At 73.2% G+C, this 17,292-nt stretch carries 12 protein-coding genes and 1 pseudogene; 6 read left to right on the forward strand and 7 right to left on the reverse strand.

What is annotated here, in order from left to right; translation table 11 throughout:
* Window positions 1-107 precede the first annotated feature (107 nt).
* From ACZ5GT_RS36620 to ACZ5GT_RS36630, 3 genes are all read right to left on the reverse strand, one after another.
* Window positions 108-884: a GPP34 family phosphoprotein gene (locus ACZ5GT_RS36620; RefSeq protein WP_469035175.1), complete on the reverse strand. Its 777-nt coding sequence runs from the start codon at window positions 882-884 to the stop codon at window positions 108-110.
* 23 nt (window positions 885-907) lie between these two features.
* Entirely contained in the window at window positions 908-1,237 is a 330-nt protein-coding gene (locus ACZ5GT_RS36625; RefSeq protein ID WP_469035177.1) for a hypothetical protein, read from the reverse strand.
* A gap of 393 nt (window positions 1,238-1,630) precedes the next feature.
* The gene (locus tag ACZ5GT_RS36630; RefSeq protein WP_469035180.1) at window positions 1,631-4,501 is read right to left on the reverse strand and encodes an AfsR/SARP family transcriptional regulator; all 2,871 of its coding nucleotides are present in this window, start codon (window positions 4,499-4,501) and stop codon (window positions 1,631-1,633) included.
* Between the two features lie 395 nt (window positions 4,502-4,896).
* On the opposite strand from ACZ5GT_RS36630, the gene ACZ5GT_RS36635 reads away from it, so the two are divergent.
* On the forward strand, window positions 4,897-6,291 hold the full coding sequence (locus ACZ5GT_RS36635; protein ID WP_469035182.1) for an FAD-binding oxidoreductase: 1,395 nt from the start codon (window positions 4,897-4,899) through the stop codon (window positions 6,289-6,291).
* 144 nt (window positions 6,292-6,435) lie between these two features.
* On the opposite strand, the gene ACZ5GT_RS36640 is transcribed toward ACZ5GT_RS36635, so the two are convergent.
* Window positions 6,436-7,149 carry a uracil-DNA glycosylase gene (locus tag ACZ5GT_RS36640; protein WP_469035183.1) on the reverse strand — a complete coding sequence of 238 codons (714 nt, stop codon included), beginning with the start codon at window positions 7,147-7,149 and terminating at the stop codon, window positions 6,436-6,438.
* A gap of 248 nt (window positions 7,150-7,397) precedes the next feature.
* Between ACZ5GT_RS36640 and ACZ5GT_RS36645 the strand changes: the two genes are divergently transcribed.
* The 3 genes from ACZ5GT_RS36645 (at window position 7,398) to ACZ5GT_RS36655 (ending at window position 8,609) form a co-directional block, all read left to right on the forward strand.
* Entirely contained in the window at window positions 7,398-7,760 is a 363-nt protein-coding gene (locus ACZ5GT_RS36645; RefSeq protein WP_469035185.1) for a DUF488 domain-containing protein, read from the forward strand.
* A 5-nt stretch (window positions 7,761-7,765) separates the two neighbouring features.
* Window positions 7,766-8,170, forward strand: coding sequence for an STAS domain-containing protein (locus ACZ5GT_RS36650; protein ID WP_469035187.1), 405 nt, complete (start codon window positions 7,766-7,768; stop codon window positions 8,168-8,170).
* Window positions 8,171-8,405: 235 nt separating this feature from the next.
* Window positions 8,406-8,609 (forward strand): cold-shock protein, encoded by a 204-nt coding sequence (locus tag ACZ5GT_RS36655; RefSeq protein ID WP_324785900.1) that lies wholly within the window; start codon window positions 8,406-8,408, stop codon window positions 8,607-8,609.
* 159 nt (window positions 8,610-8,768) lie between these two features.
* Here the strand turns inward: ACZ5GT_RS36655 and ACZ5GT_RS36660 are convergent, their stop codons facing one another.
* Window positions 8,769-9,107 (reverse strand): carboxymuconolactone decarboxylase family protein, encoded by a 339-nt coding sequence (locus ACZ5GT_RS36660; protein ID WP_469035189.1) that lies wholly within the window; start codon window positions 9,105-9,107, stop codon window positions 8,769-8,771.
* Between the two features lie 270 nt (window positions 9,108-9,377).
* On the opposite strand from ACZ5GT_RS36660, the pseudogene ACZ5GT_RS36665 reads away from it, so the two are divergent.
* Window positions 9,378-9,530: pseudogene (locus ACZ5GT_RS36665) on the forward strand (hypothetical protein); the annotation flags it as partial.
* Between the two features lie 144 nt (window positions 9,531-9,674).
* Here ACZ5GT_RS36665 and ACZ5GT_RS36670 read toward each other — a convergent pair.
* Window positions 9,675-10,994, reverse strand: a complete 1,320-nt coding sequence (locus tag ACZ5GT_RS36670) for a PP2C family protein-serine/threonine phosphatase (protein ID WP_469035191.1) — start codon at window positions 10,992-10,994, stop codon at window positions 9,675-9,677.
* A 454-nt stretch (window positions 10,995-11,448) separates the two neighbouring features.
* Between ACZ5GT_RS36670 and ACZ5GT_RS36675 the strand changes: the two genes are divergently transcribed.
* A complete protein-coding gene (locus tag ACZ5GT_RS36675) occupies window positions 11,449-15,384 on the forward strand; it encodes a glycosyl hydrolase family 98 C-terminal domain-containing protein (RefSeq protein ID WP_469035194.1) in 3,936 nt (1,311 codons plus the stop codon).
* Window positions 15,385-15,426: 42 nt separating this feature from the next.
* On the opposite strand, the gene ACZ5GT_RS36680 is transcribed toward ACZ5GT_RS36675, so the two are convergent.
* The gene (locus tag ACZ5GT_RS36680) at window positions 15,427-17,193 is read right to left on the reverse strand and encodes an alpha-L-fucosidase (protein WP_469035203.1); all 1,767 of its coding nucleotides are present in this window, start codon (window positions 17,191-17,193) and stop codon (window positions 15,427-15,429) included.
* Between the last annotated feature and the right edge of the window lie 99 nt (window positions 17,194-17,292).

The following is a 17,292-nucleotide window of genomic DNA, read 5'->3' on the forward strand; positions in this document are numbered from 1 at the left end:
CCTGCTGCAAGGCGGCTGCAGAGGACGGCCGGCCGGTTTCGGGCGGCTTCCAGCCGACTCCAAGGCCCCGGGCCGACGGCCCTCACAGCGGTCGCGGTGACGGGGACTCAGCTGTCGTCGCTGAGGAAACCCCAGTCGTTGTCGGTCAGATCGATGCCGCCGCCGGAGCCACCGGAGCCGGCGGCCTGGAGCAGTTCCCTGGTGGCGTCCGCGACCGGCAGCTCGAAGGCGAGGTCCATCAGCGGATCGACCAGACCCCGGTCCCGGAACGGCGCGGGCAGCCGCTCCACGAACGCGCTCGCCCCGATCAGGGCCGCGAGGTGGAGGTCGCGGGCGTCGGACGCCGCCACGGCCGGGCCCCGTTTCCCGGACCCGACGGCACTGCCGACCCGGGAGGCCAGCCGCGCGGGCCAGCCCGGGTCCGCCCGCAGCCGGTCGCCGCCGACGTCCAGGACGCCCAGGAGACGCCGGGGTCGTCGGGCGGCCAGGCCGCGGGCGGTCAGCAGCTTGAGCCAGTCGGGGCCGGGGCTGGGCGAGGCCGCCTCGCGGATCCAGTGCTCCACGCCGGCCGAACGGGATCCGTCACCGGCGTCCCGCAGCCGCCGCAGCAGGTCCGCCAGCAGCGGGTCGGCGGCCGGCGGGCCGGCGGCCGGCGGGTCGGTCGGCGACGGCCCGCCCGGCCGCAGTCCGGCCGTCGCGGTCGGCCGCTCCAGCGCGGCCCGGGAGCCCCGCACGGTGATCGCCCCGCCGAGCAGCAACTCGGTGAGCATGGCTCCGGCCAGCAGCAGACCGGTGTGCCGCGGTGGATCCAGGACCCCGGTCCGGGGATGCGTGTGGAGCAGCAGCAGGTCTTCCGGAAGGGTGGTGGACGGCGCGGCGGGCATGCCTCTCCTTCGGGGCGGCGCGGTCAGGCGGCGTTCGCGGCGACCGCCGGCGCGAGGCCGGCCGGCCGCATCCGCCCGGTCGTGACGAGCAGCCCCCCGTGCGATTCCACGGGCCCCCGCACCGTCCGCTGGACCGTCACCGGCAGTCCCAGTGCCTCGGCCCACCGCACGGTGGTGACGACGTCCTGCGCGCACACGGCGCCCACCACGGCCAGGGGATGGTGCCGGACGGCCGTGCGGCAGCCGGCGATCTCCGCGTCGAGTCCGGGGTCGCCCGGGACGAAGACGTAGCCCGCCACGCCCGTGCGCAGCGCGGCCAGGTCGTCGAGGGACAGCACTCGGGTGTTCGGCATGGCGTTCTCTTCCTCCGTCGAGCGGCGGGTCCGGTGTCCGGACCGGGCGGCGCCCGGAGCCGGGTCGGATACGCGCTCGCCGTCCGGGCGGCCGTAACGGAGCATCGGCATCCGCCCTGCAAGGCCGCTGGAACGCGCGGACGGCCCGTCGGTCCCGGCTTTCCAGCGAACTCCAAGCCGCCGGAGCCAGCATGGTGTCCGGGAAAAGGGATGCGAGACGGTGGTGGGGTACGGGGGTGCCTCACCGTCGTCAGCCGTGTCACTGCCGGGGACGGGCACACCGGTGCCCGGACCGACGGCGGAGCGTGACGGTGGTGGGGTACGGGGGTGCCTCACCACCGTCGGCCGCGTCACAGCCGGGGACGGGCACAACGGTGCCCGGGCCGGCGCGGGTCACGGACGGGGACGCATGCCCGCTTCCTGGTCCGCGCTCGCCCCGAGGCCGGGGACGGAGCGGTACATGTACTCGTTCATGTCCGCCGGCGACATCTTCCGGCCCGCCTCGTGGCAGCGGACGAAGTCCTCCGTGGACAGCGCGTCCCGGACGAGCCTGGCGTGCCCCGGCCCGTCGACGGGGTCCATGAGGACCGGCGAGTACCCGATCCGGGAACCCTGCTCCTCGACGACGCCCAGGAGCATGGCCCCGGCCTCCGGGTGCCCGGTCAGCGTCAGCGCGGCGGCGGTGGCGTGGGCGATCGCGAGCCAGCCGGTGACGTCGCCCTCCTCCTCGATCACCCGCAGGGCGGTCACGCCCGCGACGAGCGCCTCGGCCGGGTGACCCTCGGCGATGTCGCTCTTCATCAGCAGCCAGGAGGACGACGCCTGGACGAAGCGGTGCCCGCAGGCCCTGGCCAGCTCCTTGGACCGGACCAGGGTCTCCCGGGCGCGCTCGCCCGGTCCCGTCATGCGCAGCAGCATGCCGAGCACCATCAGCGTCTCGGACTCCAGCCAGGGCTCCTGCGACGCGCGGGCCAGCACGACCGCACCCTCGGCGATCTTCTCGCTGCCCGGCTTGCCCAGCAGGCCCTCGAACAGCGCACGGTAGGCGAGCGCCCCGGCCTCGGACCTGAGGTCGTCGGCTTCCCGGGCGTTCCGGGCCGCTTCCGCCGACGCCTCGGCCGCCGTCGCGAAGTCGCCCAGCAGGTAGGACAGCGCCCCCACCCCCATCAGGGCGCGCGCCCGCGGACCCGGTGCGCCCTCGGGGCAGATGTCCAGGGCCGCCTTCAGCCAGCCCAGGCCCTCGGCGATGTGACCCCACCGGTACCAGTACCGGTGCAGCGCGCCGGCCAGGCGGAGCGCGTACTCGGCGTCCCGGGACAGCAGCGCGGAGGTGAATGCCGCCCTGATCTCCGGCAGGTCCCGGGTCGTCTGCTCCATCCCCGCCCGCGCGTGCTTGCCGTACAGCAGCTGCTCGGCCGCCTCGGCCCGGCCCAGCACCCACGACCGGTGCGACGACTGGGCGGCGGTCAGCACGGCCGGGTCGGCCTTGCGGCGGGCGAAGTCCTTGAGGGTCTGCAGCATGCGGTAGCGCCGGGGCCTACTGCCGGCATCCGTGGCCAGCAGGGACTTGCGGACGAGCGCGGTCAGCTCGGAGAGCACCGGCCCGCCGCCGACCGCGGTCGCGGCGTCCAGGTCGAAGCCGCCCGCGAACACGCTGAGCCGGTAGAACAGCTCACGCTCCGGCTGATTCAGCAGCCGGTGGCTCCATTCCACGGTGGTCTGCAGCGCCCGGTGCCGGGCCGGGCCGGTCTCCGGGCCGCCGACGAGCACCGCGAAGGGATCGTCGAGGGCCTGCGCGATCTGGTCCACCGCCAGCATGCGGCACTGGGCGGCGGCCAGCTCGATGGCCAGCGGCAGCCCGTCGAGTTCCTGGCAGATCGCCTCGCCGGTCGCGATCTCGTGGCTGTCCGGGACCCAGCCGGGAACGGCGGCGGCCGCCCGGGCGAAGAACAGCTCCCGGGCCGCGTCGGGCGCCAGCGGCCCGACCTCGTACACCACCTCGCCCGCCACGCTCAGCGGCTCGCGGCTGGTGGCGAGGATCCGCAGTCCGGCGCAGTGCGACAGCAGGTGGGCGACGGTGCTCGCGGCAGCGCTCAGCACGTGTTCGCAGTTGTCCAGGACCAGCAGCGTGGTGCGGGAGCCGAGCACCTGCGCCAGGCGCTCCGCCGTCGTGGCGTCACGGAAGCCGAGCACGTCGGCGATGTCGGCCACCAGCAGTTCGGGATCGGGGGCCTCCAGGTCGGCGAGTTCCACCAGCCACGGCCCGTCCTCGTCGTCGCGGGCGTGCGCCACCTCGAGGGCGAGCCGGGTCTTGCCGATGCCGCCCGCGCCGGTGAGCGTGACCAGGCGGTTGTCGTGGAGCAGGGCGCCGACGCGGGTGCGCTCCTCGTCCCGCCCGACCAGTCCGGTCAGCGCCAGGGGCAGCCTGCGGCCGCGCCGGGCCGGGGACGACGCCGGTTCGATGTCCACCGGCATCACCGGGCCGGTGACGGGCGCGGCGGCGGAGGCGTCCTGCTCCAGCAGTGCCACCTCCAGGCGGCGCAGCGACGGTCCGGGGTCGACGCCCAGTTCCTCCGCGAGCACCCGGCGGGCCGTGCGCAGCGCCGACAGCGCGTCGCCCTGCCGCCCCGACCGGTACAGGGCCAGCGCGAGCAGTTCCCAGCCCCGTTCGCTGAGCGGCTGCTCGGCCGTGTGCTTCTCCAGGTCGCCGATCACCGCGGTGTGCCGTCCCCGGGCCAGCTCGGCGGTGAACAGGTCCTCCTGGGCGGACAGCCGGAGACCGTGCAGCCGGGCCGCTTCGGGCACGGCGAAGGCGTAGTCGGCGAACTCGTGGTACGCGGGTCCCCGCCACAGCCCTAGTGCCTCACCGAGCACGGCGGCCGCCGCGTCGGGGTCCCCCGAGCGCACGAGGCGCTCGCCCTGTGCGGCGAGTTCCGTGAACCGCTCCGCGTCCACCTGGTCCGGCTTCAGGCGCAGGGCGTACCCGAGGCTCTCCCGGACCACCACCTCCGCCGAGGCCCCGGTCGTGCGTCCCGGTTCGAGCACCTTGCGCAGGCCCGCTATGTACGAGTGCAAGGTGGCCGTGGTCGGGTCGCTCTGACCGTCCCAGGCGTCGTTGATCAACACGTCCTGCGGTACCAGCCGGCCGCGGGCGGCCACCAGGACCGCGAGCACGGCACGCTGCCGTATGCCTCCCAGCGGGACCGGTCGGCCGTCCACGCTGGCCGAAACAGGCCCCAGTACCCCGATGCGGACCTCGTGCATTCTTTGCCCCGTCTCTCAATTTGACCAAGAGAATGCCAGAAATGACCGTCAAAGCAGAACGGGCTGCCGACATCCGGACATTTCCGTGACACTGCGATCCGGTCACTTGTGCTTCCCCGGGTCTCTCCCGGCCGTCACCTGCACGTTCGCCGGAACCGGGCCTTCGTCTCGAACCTCACCGCGACCGGGCCGTCGCTCGAAGCCCAGCCGGTGCCCGGCAGCCGCCTTGGAGGTCGCTGGAAGCCGGCCGCCGCCGTCTGGAACAGCGTTCCAGACGCCTTGCAGAACCGGCTCGCAGGATCAGTCCCGGCCACCCGGTCAGACACTCCGCGAGGAGACCTGCCGGCGGGCCGGCCGAACGGTTCGAAGCCCTTCTCAGGACTGGAGACATTCCGATGCCCATGCCAGTGACCCCCCACCGCCTCCTCACCGAAGACGACGTACGGCTGCTGCGCTCGGGGGTCTCGGGCGACGTGTTCCTGCCGGGCGACCCCGGATTCGCCGAGGAGACCGCCGGGTTCAACCTGGCCGTCGTGCACCGTCCGCTTGCCGTGGTGGCGGCCGGCCACGCGCAGGACGTCGTGGCCGCGGTGCGGTGGGCCGCCGAGCGCGGCGTCCCGGTCGCCGTCCAGGCCACCGGGCACGGGAGCGCGCCGTGCGACGGCGGGCTGCTCGTCACCACCGGGCGCATGCGCGGAGTCCTCGTCGACCCCGAGCGGTCCGTGGCACGCGTCGAGGCGGGGACCCGCTGGCGCGAGGTCGTCGACGCCGCCGCCGGGCACGGCCTCGCCCCGCTGTGCGGCTCGTCCTCCGGCGTGGGAGCGGTCGGCTACACCCTGGGCGGCGGCATCGGTCTGCTGAGCCGGGAGTACGGCTTCGCCGCCGACCACGTCGTCGCGCTCGACCTGGTGACGGCCGACGGCCGCCTGCGGCACGTGACGGCCGACGCCGAGCCGGACCTGTTCTGGGCCGTCCGCGGCGGACGGGGCCAGTTCGGCATCGTCACCGCCATCGAGGTCCGCCTCTTCCCGGTCACCACCCTGTACGCCGGTGGCATCTTCTTCGCGGCCTCCTCGACGGCCTCGGTGCTGCACGCCTACCGCGCGTGGGCGCCGACGCTCCCCGAGACGGTGCACAGCTCCGTCGCCCTGCTGCGGCTGCCGCCGCTGGAGGAGCTCCCGGAGCCGCTGCGCGGCAAGTTCGTCGTCCACCTGCGGTACTCGTACAACGGCCCCGCCGAGGAGGGCGAGGCGCTGCTCGCGCCGATGCGCGAGAGCGGTGAAGCGGTGCTGGACCACATCGGGCAGCTGCCGTTCACGGAGACGGACTCGGTGTGCCAGGACCCCACGCACCCCATGCCCGGCTGGCACCAGGGGACCCTGCTCCGCTCGCTCGACGCGGACACCGTCGACGCCCTGATCGACGCGGCGGGCCCGCAGGCCGAGGTGCCTCCGCTCGTCGTGGAGATCCGGCAGCTCGGCGGCGCCCTGTCCCGTCCCGCGACCCCGCCGAACGCGGTCGCCGGCCGTGACGGCGCCTACTGTGTGCACGTGGTCGGCCCGCTGCTGCCGGGCCTGGAGGAAGCGGTCCCCGCGGCGGGGAACGGCGTCGTCGACGCGCTGAAGCCCTGGTCGACCGGTGGTGCGCTGCTCAACTTCGCCGCGGTCTCCACCCCGGAGGAAGTCGCCGCGGTCTGGGGCGCCGAGGCCCACGCCCGGCTCGTCGCCGTCAAGCGCGCCGAGGACCCGGCCAACCTCTTCCGCTTCGGGCCCGCCCTCTCGGACGACTGACGGGCCCGCCCTCGCGGCCCGCTGACGGGCCCCGCCGTCACCGCCTCCGCACGGGGCACCCGCCGCCCCGCACCAGGTGCCCCGTGCCCGGCCGTCGTCGTCCGTCCGCCCTGGGCACCGGGCCCGGGTGCCCAGGGGGCGCGCTCAGACACGGGTGGGCAGCCCGGCGGCCTCCGCGCCACGGCGCAGGACCTCGCGGAGCATGGCGGGGGTGAGGGTGCGGGTGGACATGTTGCGCCGACTGGGGTGGTAGCCGCCGATCAGGCCCACCTCCCGCTCGCCCGCCGGATCGAGGACCAGCGCTTCGGCGCCGTGCCCGAAGACCGGGCGCGGTCTCGGCAGACGCCATCCGGCGCCGGCCAGCACGGGCAGCAGCGCGTGCCAGGCGAACGCGCCGAGCACCACGACCGCCCGCAGGGTCGGTCGCAGCAGCTCCAGCTCTCGGGCGAGCCACGGACGGCAGGTGTCGCGTTCGGCCGTGGTGGGCCGGTTGGCCGGAGGAGCGCAGTGCACCGGCACCGTGATCCGCACCCCGTACAGCCTCATCCCGTCGTCGCGGTGCGTGGCGACCGGCCGGGAGGCCAGCCCGATGTCGTACAGGGCGGCGTACAGCGCGTCGCCGGACGGGTCACCGGTGAAGATGCGCCCGGTGCGGTTCCCGCCGTGCGCGGCCGGAGCCAGCCCGACGATCATCAGCGACGCGTCCGCCGGGCCGAAACCGGGCACCGGACGCGCCCAGTACTCCCAGTCCCGGAACGCCCTGCGCCTGACCCGCGCGACCTCCTCCCGCCAGGCCACCAGCCGCGGGCACGCCCCGCACGTCGCCACCGCCGCGTCCAGCTCGCCCGGTGAGCGCATCCGAGGCGCCGTCCACGCGGGAAAATCGGGTGCCTGGGCCGAAGGCCGTCTGGCGGACATGCGCGCTCCTCCTCGATACGCCGTTCCGGACGCCGCCCCCCACCGGATCGCCCTGACCGGCCCGGCAGCGGTCCGGCCGATGCGCATGACCCTCGTTAGGATGGACGAGTCGGGTCCATGCGCTTCGCGGCAGCGACCGAGCTGCCCGCCCGGGCTGAGACGTCCGACCGATCTGGAGGGGCACGGTCATGGCCGAACAGATCACCTTTCGCAGAATCTACGAGGAGACCACGCCGCAGGACGGCAGGCGCGTGCTGGTCGACCGGGTCTGGCCGCGGGGCATGCGCAAGGCGGACGCGCACCTGGACGAGTGGCTGCGCGACATCGCGCCGTCGACCGAACTGCGCAAGTGGTACGGCCATGATCCCGGCCGGTTCACCGAGTTCCGCCGCCGCTACCTGGCGGAGCTCCGTGACGCCGGACACCGCGAGGCGGCCGAGCACCTGCGTGACCTGGCAGCGCACGACAAGCTGATGCTGCTGACCGCCACCAAGGACGTCGACCACAGCCAGGCCGCCGTCCTCGCCGAATGGCTGACCCGGAGCGGGTGACGGCAATGCGAGCGAACATCGTCCGGCACGAGAGCATGACCGTCAGCTACACCGTGGTGAACGGCTGGACCGTCGTCGAACTCGACGGCGACGTGGACGCCCACACCGCACCCATGATCCGTGAAGCGGTGCTCAAGCTCATCGACGAGGGACACCACCACTTCGTCCTGGACCTGGGCTTTGTCCCCTTCATGGACTCGATGGGGCTGGGCGTGATCGTGGCGATCACCAAGCGCATCCGGCAGCACGAAGGCTCACTGCGCGTCGCGTCCCCTTCCGGCCGGACCCTGAGGATCTTCGACCTCAGCGGCCTGCGTGACTCCTACGAGATCTGCCCCTCGACGGAGGAGGCGACCCGGTCCGCCCCCTCGTTCGGCAGCCTCGCACACTGGCCGCACGTCCCCGACTGAAGAGGCTCACCGCCTTCGCCGTGCACCGGCGCGCTGGGGAAAAGACGGCGTTTCGGCCTGCGGTGCCCGTGGAAGAGGGATTAGCGTAATCAACAGAGCAGTCGTGGTTCCGAAGTCGTTCGCCCGCGGTCACCTTGCCTGCGGGCGCTTTGCCGTGCAGCCCTCTCCGGACCAGGGCGATCACCTCCGGACCCGCAACCCCGTGCGGGCCCGAACACCCTCGAAGGAGACAGACATGGCCAAGGGCACTGTGAAGTGGTTCAACGCGGAGAAGGGCTTCGGCTTCATCGAGCAGGAGGGCGGCGGCCCGGACGTCTTCGCCCACTACTCCAACATCACCGGTCAGGGCTACCGCGAACTGCGGGAGGGCCAGCACGTCGAGTTCGACGTCACGCAGGGCCAGAAGGGCCCCCAGGCGGAGAACATCCGCGTCGTCTGACCCCGACACCCGGACACCCGGACAAGCCCGGCACCGAGCGTGCCGGGCTTTCCGTGTTCCGGCCCGGTGTGCGCCGCGCCGCCCGCGGGCTGAGCGAAGAGACCGCCCGGTGCGCGAGGCGGCGAGGACCCGCTCGGGGCTCCGGTACGCCTGTCGTCATCAGTGGGGTGCGGTCTCTCCCATCGCGTGCAGGGCGAGCGTGGAGTGGGCGTAGGCGCCGCCGGCGCGCATCTCGGCGGCGACCCAGATGGCCTCCATGATCTCTTCCGGGCTGTTGCCTTTCCGCTGCGCGAGGCGGGTGTGGCCCTGAATGCAGTAAGGGCACTGCGTGACGTGGGCGACGGCGACGGCGATCAGCTGCTTGGTCTTCTCCGGCAGCGCACCCTCGGCGAACACGGCCCGGCTGAAGTTCTCGAACGCCTCGTTGACGGCCGGGGCGAGCCGGGCGCGGCGCCGGCCGATCTCCGGGGTGGCCGGGTGGTACACGGCTTCGGTCATGGTGTCGCCTCCACATGCTGTTGCACGACGCGTCTTCCCGTCCTACCACCGCGCCGGACGTGCTGCTCGAGGCCGCGGAGCATCCGCGACGCGTCCTCCGCGCGCTGACCCGCAGGGTGAGGCACCGGCCGACGCGAAGCGAAAAGCGGTCCGGTCGGGTGATTCCGAGGCCTTCGGGCGAGCGGCCGTGTGTCCGAGCCGGGGGCGGTCCGCCGGCGAATCCTGGACCGGTGGCACCCGAGAGGGACTGACGCAAGCCCTCGGACCCGTGCGCTGCGGGAGGAGTCCGGGCGGGACGTCACCGTGCCCGGCAGCGGCGAGCAACTGAACCATTCCCTGGAACGGGCCGGACGGGTCGCGGACTTCCTCGAACTCGGCGAGCTCATGTGCATCGACGTGCTCCAGCGTGACGAGTCCTGCGGATCGACCCAGATCGGTGAGTGCACCGCCGTCTGTCCCATGGACATTCAGCTCGATGTCATCTCCCGCTGCCACCACGACGTCGTCGCGGCCCTGTCGCACCCTCGCGGGCAGCGGAAAGGACCGCCGTAGGGTCTCGCGTGGCCTTCAGCATGCCGGGCCGTCGGAGGGGGCACGCAGGACCAGCAGGGCGACATCGTCGTCGAACACCTGCCGGCTACGGCTGATCAGGGTGTCGCACAGCTCCTCCAGCGGGGCCGCGGCCAGCCGCGCGGCCTGCTCGGCCAGGTTGCCCAGCCCGGTGTCGATGTCCTGGTCACGGCGCTCGACCAGCCCGTCGGTGAACAGCAGCAGCGTGCTGCCGGACGGGAGCGGGTGTTCGTGGCTGAACCGCGAGACGGTCGCGTCGATGCCCACCGGGATCCCGTGCCGGGCGGGCGCCAGGTAACGCGCATCGCCGTCCGCGCCGACCAGCAGCGGCGGCAGATGCCCGGCGTTGCTCCAGCCGAAGCTGTACCCACCGCCCCCTGTGCGGCCGCGCTCGATACGGCCGAGCACCAGGGTGGCCGTGGGCGGGTCGGCGAACCGCGTCAGCGCCTGGTCCAGCCTCGACATGACCAGCCCGGGCGGCTCGCACCGGTCGAGAGCGAGGGCGCGCAGCATGTTGCGGACCTGTCCCATCAGCGGGGCGGCTTCGACGTCGTGGCCGGTCACGTCGCCCACGACGACACAGGTGGCGCCGTCGGGCAGGACCATGGCGTCGTACCAGTCCCCGCCCAGCCGCACCAGTTGGGAGGCGGGTTCATAGCGGGCCGCGGCCTCGAGCGGCGAAAGGTCGGGAAGCACGGGCAGCATGCGGCGCTGGAAGTGGTCGGTGGCGCGTTTGAGGTGCTCGTACAGGCGGGCGTTCTCCAGGCTGACGCCCGCGGCGCCGGCCAGAGCCGTGAGCAGGTCCTCGTCGTCGTCGTCGAAGGGCGTACCGTCCAGCTTGTCGGCGAGGTAGAGGTCGCCGTAGACCGTGCCGCGCACCAGGAGCGGGACGCCCAGCAGCGTCCGCATCACCGGATGCCCGGGCGGGAAGCCGATCGAACGGGGGTGCGCGGCCACGTCCGCCACCCGCAACGGCCGCCGGTCGTCCACCAGGGTGTGCAGCAGCCCGTGGCCCTGCGGCAGGCCCATGGCAGCGCGGGCCGCCTGCGGGTCGTCGATGCCCACGGTGACCAGGTCGATGACCTTGCCGCTCTCCGAGAGCACCCCCAGCGCCCCGTAACGCGCGGCCACGAGGTCGGTGGCCGCTTCCACGATGCGGTGCAGCACCGTGCGGGTGTCCATGTCGGCGCTGACCGCGCCGATGGCGTCCAGCAGGCGCCGCAGCCGATGCCGGTCCAGCGCGAGCTGCGGCGACCACGCGGTTCCCCCGTCCCGGGCCTGGCCCCGCCCCCGCTGCTGCCACGGGCTGTGAGCCATGGTTCTTCCTCCCGGCGCCGTCGGGCGCCGTCACTGTCCTCGCCGTCCTCGCCGTCCTCGCCGCACTCGCCCTGCCTTGTCGCGTTGCTCACCCGGCCGGGAGCGGGCCGCTGTGACGCGCACGTCCGCCGCCGGTCCGGGGGCCGCTGCACCCGGCTTCCCCCTGCCGCGCGTGCCTACACGCGGGCCCGGGCAGGACTCGGCGGCGGCCGGGCCGTGCGGGCCGGCCGCACACCGGCGGACTTCACACTGCGGTGCGCCGCGCTGACAATTGGTTCAACCAATCTGTCGGGCTTGGATCGAAACGGGGGCGTCAGAAACCTTGTCTGGCGCACATCTAGGCAGTAAAAGTGACTGACTCCCAGTCCGGATGTGTCTGCGAGTGCGTGTCGTGCCGAAAGTGGTTCGACCTCTTGCTCTTCCGGAAGGTCCTGCCGACAGAAAGGCACCTCACGTGAACGTGTGCAGAACGGCCCGTCCCCGCCCCAGGGGGTGGAGCGCGGCGGGCTGGCTGATATTGACGGCTCTGCTGGCGGCACTGCTCGGCTCGCCGCCGCTGTCGGCCCCCGCCCGGGCCGCCTCCGGCGGAACGCCCGACGCTCCGCTGCGGCTCACGATCGATCACGACAACCCGCTGCTGATCACCCAGCTCAACATCGGCCACAACTTCGGCGAGGACAAGGGCTTCCGCCGCGATCTCAACGACGGCTGGAGCATCCGGCAGACCTGGGCGGGGCTGCCCGACGAGCTCAAGGGGCACACGGCGTTCGTGCTCCACCCCGGTCACAACATGTGGGCCAACGCCAGCCCGCAGACGGCCCGCAGATGGGTGGAGGACAACCTCGCGGAGGGCCGCGACCTCGGCATTCCCATGTTCGTCCTGTGGGGCGAGTCGCCCACCCTGCCCAGCGACCGGTGGGACTGGCTGGAGAAGCTCTACCAGACGTACCCGAACTTCATGGGCACCGTGGTCTCCGAGCTGACCAACACGCTGAACGACCTCCCCACGGCCCTCGAACTGGCCAACCGCTACGGCGGCTACCACGTTCTGGGCTCCATGGAGGAGGCCAACCTGCTCGGCAGCAAGCTGGAGGACCCCGCCTACTACGCGAGCGTCAAGCGCTATGCGCGGAACTTCATCTTCGACCCGAAGAACATCCACGAGAACTTCGACACCGCCAACGCCCAGGCCCAGGGCCTGTGGCTGTCCGGCGTCGTGGGCAACTGGGGCCCGTACTTCGACGGCTACGCGTACTACGGGTGCGGCATCTTCGGGCAGGGCAGCAGCTCCGCCTCCCTCAGCCGCGGTGACCGCTGCTCACGCTCGCAGCCGGAGTCCGTCTACGCGATGGCCATGCTCGACCAGTGGCAGAACGGCGCGACGGTCTTCCACCTGGAGAACCAGATCGACGTGCCGGCGACCGACTCGCGGTACTCGCCGACGTTCTACCAGTCCGTGCTGCCCGCGATGCGCTACATGCTCGCCCACTCCGGGCCCACCGAGCAGGACGTGATCGCCGAGACCCCCGTCGCGTTCTCGGAGAGCAAGGGCACGATCGGCTCCCTGCCCGACAGCGTCGCCTCCCGCAACGCCCGCACCACCTTCTACGACCTGTACGAGAAGGCCCCGGACGCCCTCGGCAGCCAGGGCCTGTGGTATTACCTCCGCTCCCAGGGCCGCTACGGCATGATCCCCCGGCTGCCCAAGCTGGCCGACCAGGATCTGGTGGACCGGTTCAAGACCGTGCTGACCACCGCCACCTATCCGGATCTCGTCGCCGGGGACGCCAAGAAGGAGTTCTTCGACGCCCGCTACCCCGCCGTCTCGCGGGGCGACGCGTTCGTGCAGCACCGCAACGGCAAGTGGCTGGTCTACAACTCCCGCTACTGGGACAACGTCCGGCAGGACGCCTCCTTCGACCTGGCCGGCGACACCTTCACGCAGGTCGACATGCCCGACATGACCCCGCACACCTTCGCGATGGTCGACCAGGGCCCCGGCCGCCTGTCCATGCTCATCGACAACTACCGCACCGACCGGACCAAGGACCTGCTCCGGGACGGCGGCAAGCGCGACATGGAGTTCATCGACGGCTACGCCCGCTACTCCTACATTCCGCACCCGGCGGACAGCGAACTGCGCACCACCACGGTCCGGGTGCACGCCGCGACCCGGCCGGTGCCGACGATCTCCGGATACGACGGCCACTACACCTACACCCAGCAGTGGGACGAGAACACGCACGTCTACACCCTCACCCTCAAGCACAACGGCGTCGTCGACGTCGACCTCACCACCGGGCCGACGACGGACGGCTGGAAGCACCTGACGTCCGACAGCGAGCAGGTCACCCGGACCGCCAAGGCCACCGAGGCGGTCTTCGACGGCACCTCCGTGCAGTGGAGCGCCGAGCCCGGCTCCACCGGATCCGCCCGGGTACTGGTCGACGGCACGGTGTACGACGAGAACCTGGACCTGGCCGACGCGGCGGGCAAGCGCCCGTTCCGGGCCACCGGACTGCCCAACGGCCCGCACACCCTCCGCATCCAGGGCCGCGGTATCCGCACCCGCGGCGTCGACTACGTGCCCTCCACCGTGCAGATGCTGCCGGACGCGGAGACGGCGGACTTCTCCTACGGCTCCGCCGCGGACGACCAGGACACCGTCTACGGTTCGGACAAGTGGCGCGTGACCGACGGTCAGCTGGCGCTGCTGCCCTACACCTTCCCCTTCTTCGGCGACGTGTCGGTCTACCACACGAACGTCCGCGCCGACGACGTCGTCTACGAGGCGAAGGTGACCCTGCGCAAGGGCACCTCCGGAGCCCTGATGCTGCGCGGCAACGAGCGGGACAAGACCAGCTACCTGCTGCGCCTCGACCCCAACCGGGTCGGCGAGGGCGAACGCGCGACCGCGACCACGGGTGACGTGCAGCTGATCCTCGACCACGCCACGACACTCGCCGTCAACACCGACATCGACCTGGTCACCGGCCACCGGTACGACGTGCGCTTCCAGGCGGTCGGCGACCGCGTCCAGGCGTGGATCGACGGCCAGCAGGTCATCGACTACACGGTGACGAGCGCCCAGCGACGGGGCGAGGGGTACACCGGGGTCCGGATCGGTCAGCGCAACGGCGGCGGGATCGGCGACGAGGTGCTCGTCGACGACGTCCGCGTCTCGCGCCCGGACGGCACCGAGCTGTACCGCAGCGACTTCGCCGACTGGGCCGCCGCCAAGGGCTGGCAGACCGAGACCGCGCTGGTCTTCGGCGCCGAGGACACCCGCAGCGACTTCAGCTTCCCCTGGCGCTGGCGGCAGGCCTCCGGCGACTGGCAGGTGGTCAACACCGACGCCTTCACCAACGGCGACACCGGCTACTTCACCGGCACGGCGGACAAGGGGCAGGGCCTGGTCACCGCCGGAGTCAAGGCCCCCTGGGCCGGTGCGGACGCCGGGTACCTGTACTCGTCCGCGCTCCGCGTCGACAAGGGCGACGGGGCCGGGCTGCTGCTGCGGGTCCAGGACGACGACAACCTCTACCGCGTCGCGCTGGACGCCGGCCACGACCGGGTCACCTTCGACCGCAGGGTCGACGGCGAGTGGGAGAACGTGGCGAAGGCCGCGGTCCCGGGCGGCATCGACACCGGCACGTGGCACATCCTCCAGGCCGGCGCCCGGGGCGAACTGTTCACCGTCACGCTGGACGGTCACCAGGTCCTCACGGCACGCGACCGGACCTTCCGGGGCGGCGGCGTCGGCTACTGGCTGCCCCGCGACGGCTCCGCGTCCTTCGACGACGCCCGGGTCGCCGCACTGCCCGACACGCCGGCCGCCGGCCCGGTGCAGACCGAGGTCGTCCGGCGCGACGGCACCCAGGAGCGCCACATCACCGGGTTCGACCAGCTGGGCGTCAAGACCGCCAAGGACAGCGCACCCGCGCTGCCCGACGAGGTCACGGCGCTGTACTCCGACGGGACCCGCGGCAAGGTCCACGTGAACTGGCCGGACATCCCGGCGGAGCAGCTGGCCGTCGCCACCACGCCCTACGCGGACGGACAGAGCCGCGGCAGGTTCACCGTCGAGGGGCAGGTCGAGGGGACCGGCCTGACCGTGCCGGTGCTCGTCACGGTCATGCCGAAGCTGTCGTCGCCCCTGCGGACCACGCTCACCTACGACCCGGCCCACCCGGCGCTGCCCGCCCGGACCTTCACCGGGGTCCGCTTCGACGCGGGCGGCGGGGTGACGTTCACCCGCCAGGTGTACGTCCGCTGGGACCAGGCGATCACGGTGTCCGCGGACGGGGCGCACCAGCAGCAGCTCACCGGGACGATCGCCGATCATCCCTGGGAGAAGGCGACCGCCACGGTGACGCTCGCCGGCTCCTGACGGCACCCGGTCCCGGGTGCGGGGCTGTCCCCGGCGGCGGATTCAGATCGCCGGGGACAGCCGCAGCACCGTGACGGGACTGCCGGCCGGGGGAGCGGGCAACCGCAGCACGCTTCCCCGGTCCCCGGCGTGGTGGGCGACCGGCTCGCCGCTGTCGAGCAGGACCGGACGCGCGCCGGCCGGAAGCCGCAGGCCGACGATCTCCACCTCGGCCTCCGCGCCGGCCGTCTCGCCCGCGGCGCCGGACTCGACGGTCAGGTACAGGTTCTCGCCCGTCTTGTCCCGGGTGAACCACACGGTCCGGCCGTCGGCCGTCGAGGCGGTGGCCCGCTGCCACGGCCGGGTGGCGTACACGGCCGCGCCGAACCGCTCCAGCCACTGTCCGAGGTACCGGAGGGCGGCCAGCTGGTGCGGCGGCAGCGCGCCGTGGTCGTCGGGCGAGACGCCGAGCAGTAGGTTGCCGTTCCTGGCGACCACGTCCATCAGCATCAGCACCAGCTCCGGCCCGGTCAGGGTGTGCTCGGCCGTCTCCTGGCGGTTCCAGCCGAACGACAGGCCCACCGGGCGGACCGACTCCCACGGGCCGCCCTCGGGGGGAGCGGGGACGAGTCCGGCCTCCGAGGTGCGGAACCGCTCGGTCGCGACACCGTCCGGCACCAGCGCCCGGTAGTCGCGGATGAGCCGCCGCGCGTCGCCGGCCGCGGGATAGCCGGTGTCGTTCCACAGGCCGTCGGGCCGGTAGGTCTCGATGAGCTCCCGCCACTGGGCCTCGACGTACCGCGCGTACTCGGTGCTGGTCGGCCGGCTGGTCTCGGCGTCCGAGGCGCCGGTCACGGCCTCCGGGTCGAAGGACCAGTCGGCTCCCGAGGAGTAGAAGATCCCGAAGCGCATCCCGCGCTGCCGGACGGCCGCCGCCACCTCGCCGACGACGTCGCGGGAGGCCCGCCACTCCTCGTCACGGGGATGCCGCACCCGGGAGGGCCACAGCAGGAACCCGTCGTGGTGCTTGGCCACCTGTACGACGTACCGCGCGCCGCAGGCGGCGAAGTCGGCCGCCCAGGACTCGGCGGACCAGTCGTGCAGGGCCGACTCGAAGGCGGGCAGGAAGGAGCGGTAGGGACGCCCCTGGTGGGCGCGCTCGTGGTGGTCGGCGGTGGGGCCCTCCCGGAGCGACGCCTGGTACCACTCGGCGAAGTACCTCCCCGGTGTCTCGTCGGCCGTGCCGGGGCGCGGGCCCCCGTCCGCGCCGGGCGGCAGCGGGGCCCACCCCGGCACCGAGTAGATCCCCCAGTGCACGATGAGGCCCAGCTTCGCGTCCCGGAACCACTCCGCGACCGCCCGGTCGCCGGCGGCCCCGTCGCCCGACGTCCTGCCCTCCGCCGTCCCGTCCCCGGCTGTCTGCTCCCCGGCCGTGGTGGGGCCGGAGACGGGGGCGGCCGCGGCCTGCCCCGGGCGGGCCGGTGGCTGCCCGGCAGCGGCCGGCGCGGCGTGCGTGGGCAGCTCCAGGTCCACCAGCGCCCGGGCGATGTGGCGGGCGGTGTCGGGCTCGTGGTCGGCGATGGCGCGCACCAGGGACTCGTGCAGCCGCAGCACCTCGTCGGAGGCGCACTCGGCGTGCTCGCGGCTGCCGCGCAGCAGCAGGATCATCCCTTCCGCGACCGGGTCCTCGGCGATGTTCGCGACGGCCCGGTGGAAGCGGTCGTCCGACAGCCGCCAGATGGTCTGCTTGAACCTGTCCCGGTGTCCCCGCGGCGCCGGCTCGTGCTGGGCGATGCGCAGCGCCGTCAGGGCCTGGGTGAGCGCCGCCAGCGAATCCGGGGTCGGGGGGGGGGGGGGGGGGGGGGGGGGGGGGGGGGGGGGCGGGGGGGGGGGGGGGGGGGTGGGGGGGGGGGGGGGTGGGGTGGGGGT

Source organism: Streptomyces sp. NPDC031340, assembly GCF_055569945.1.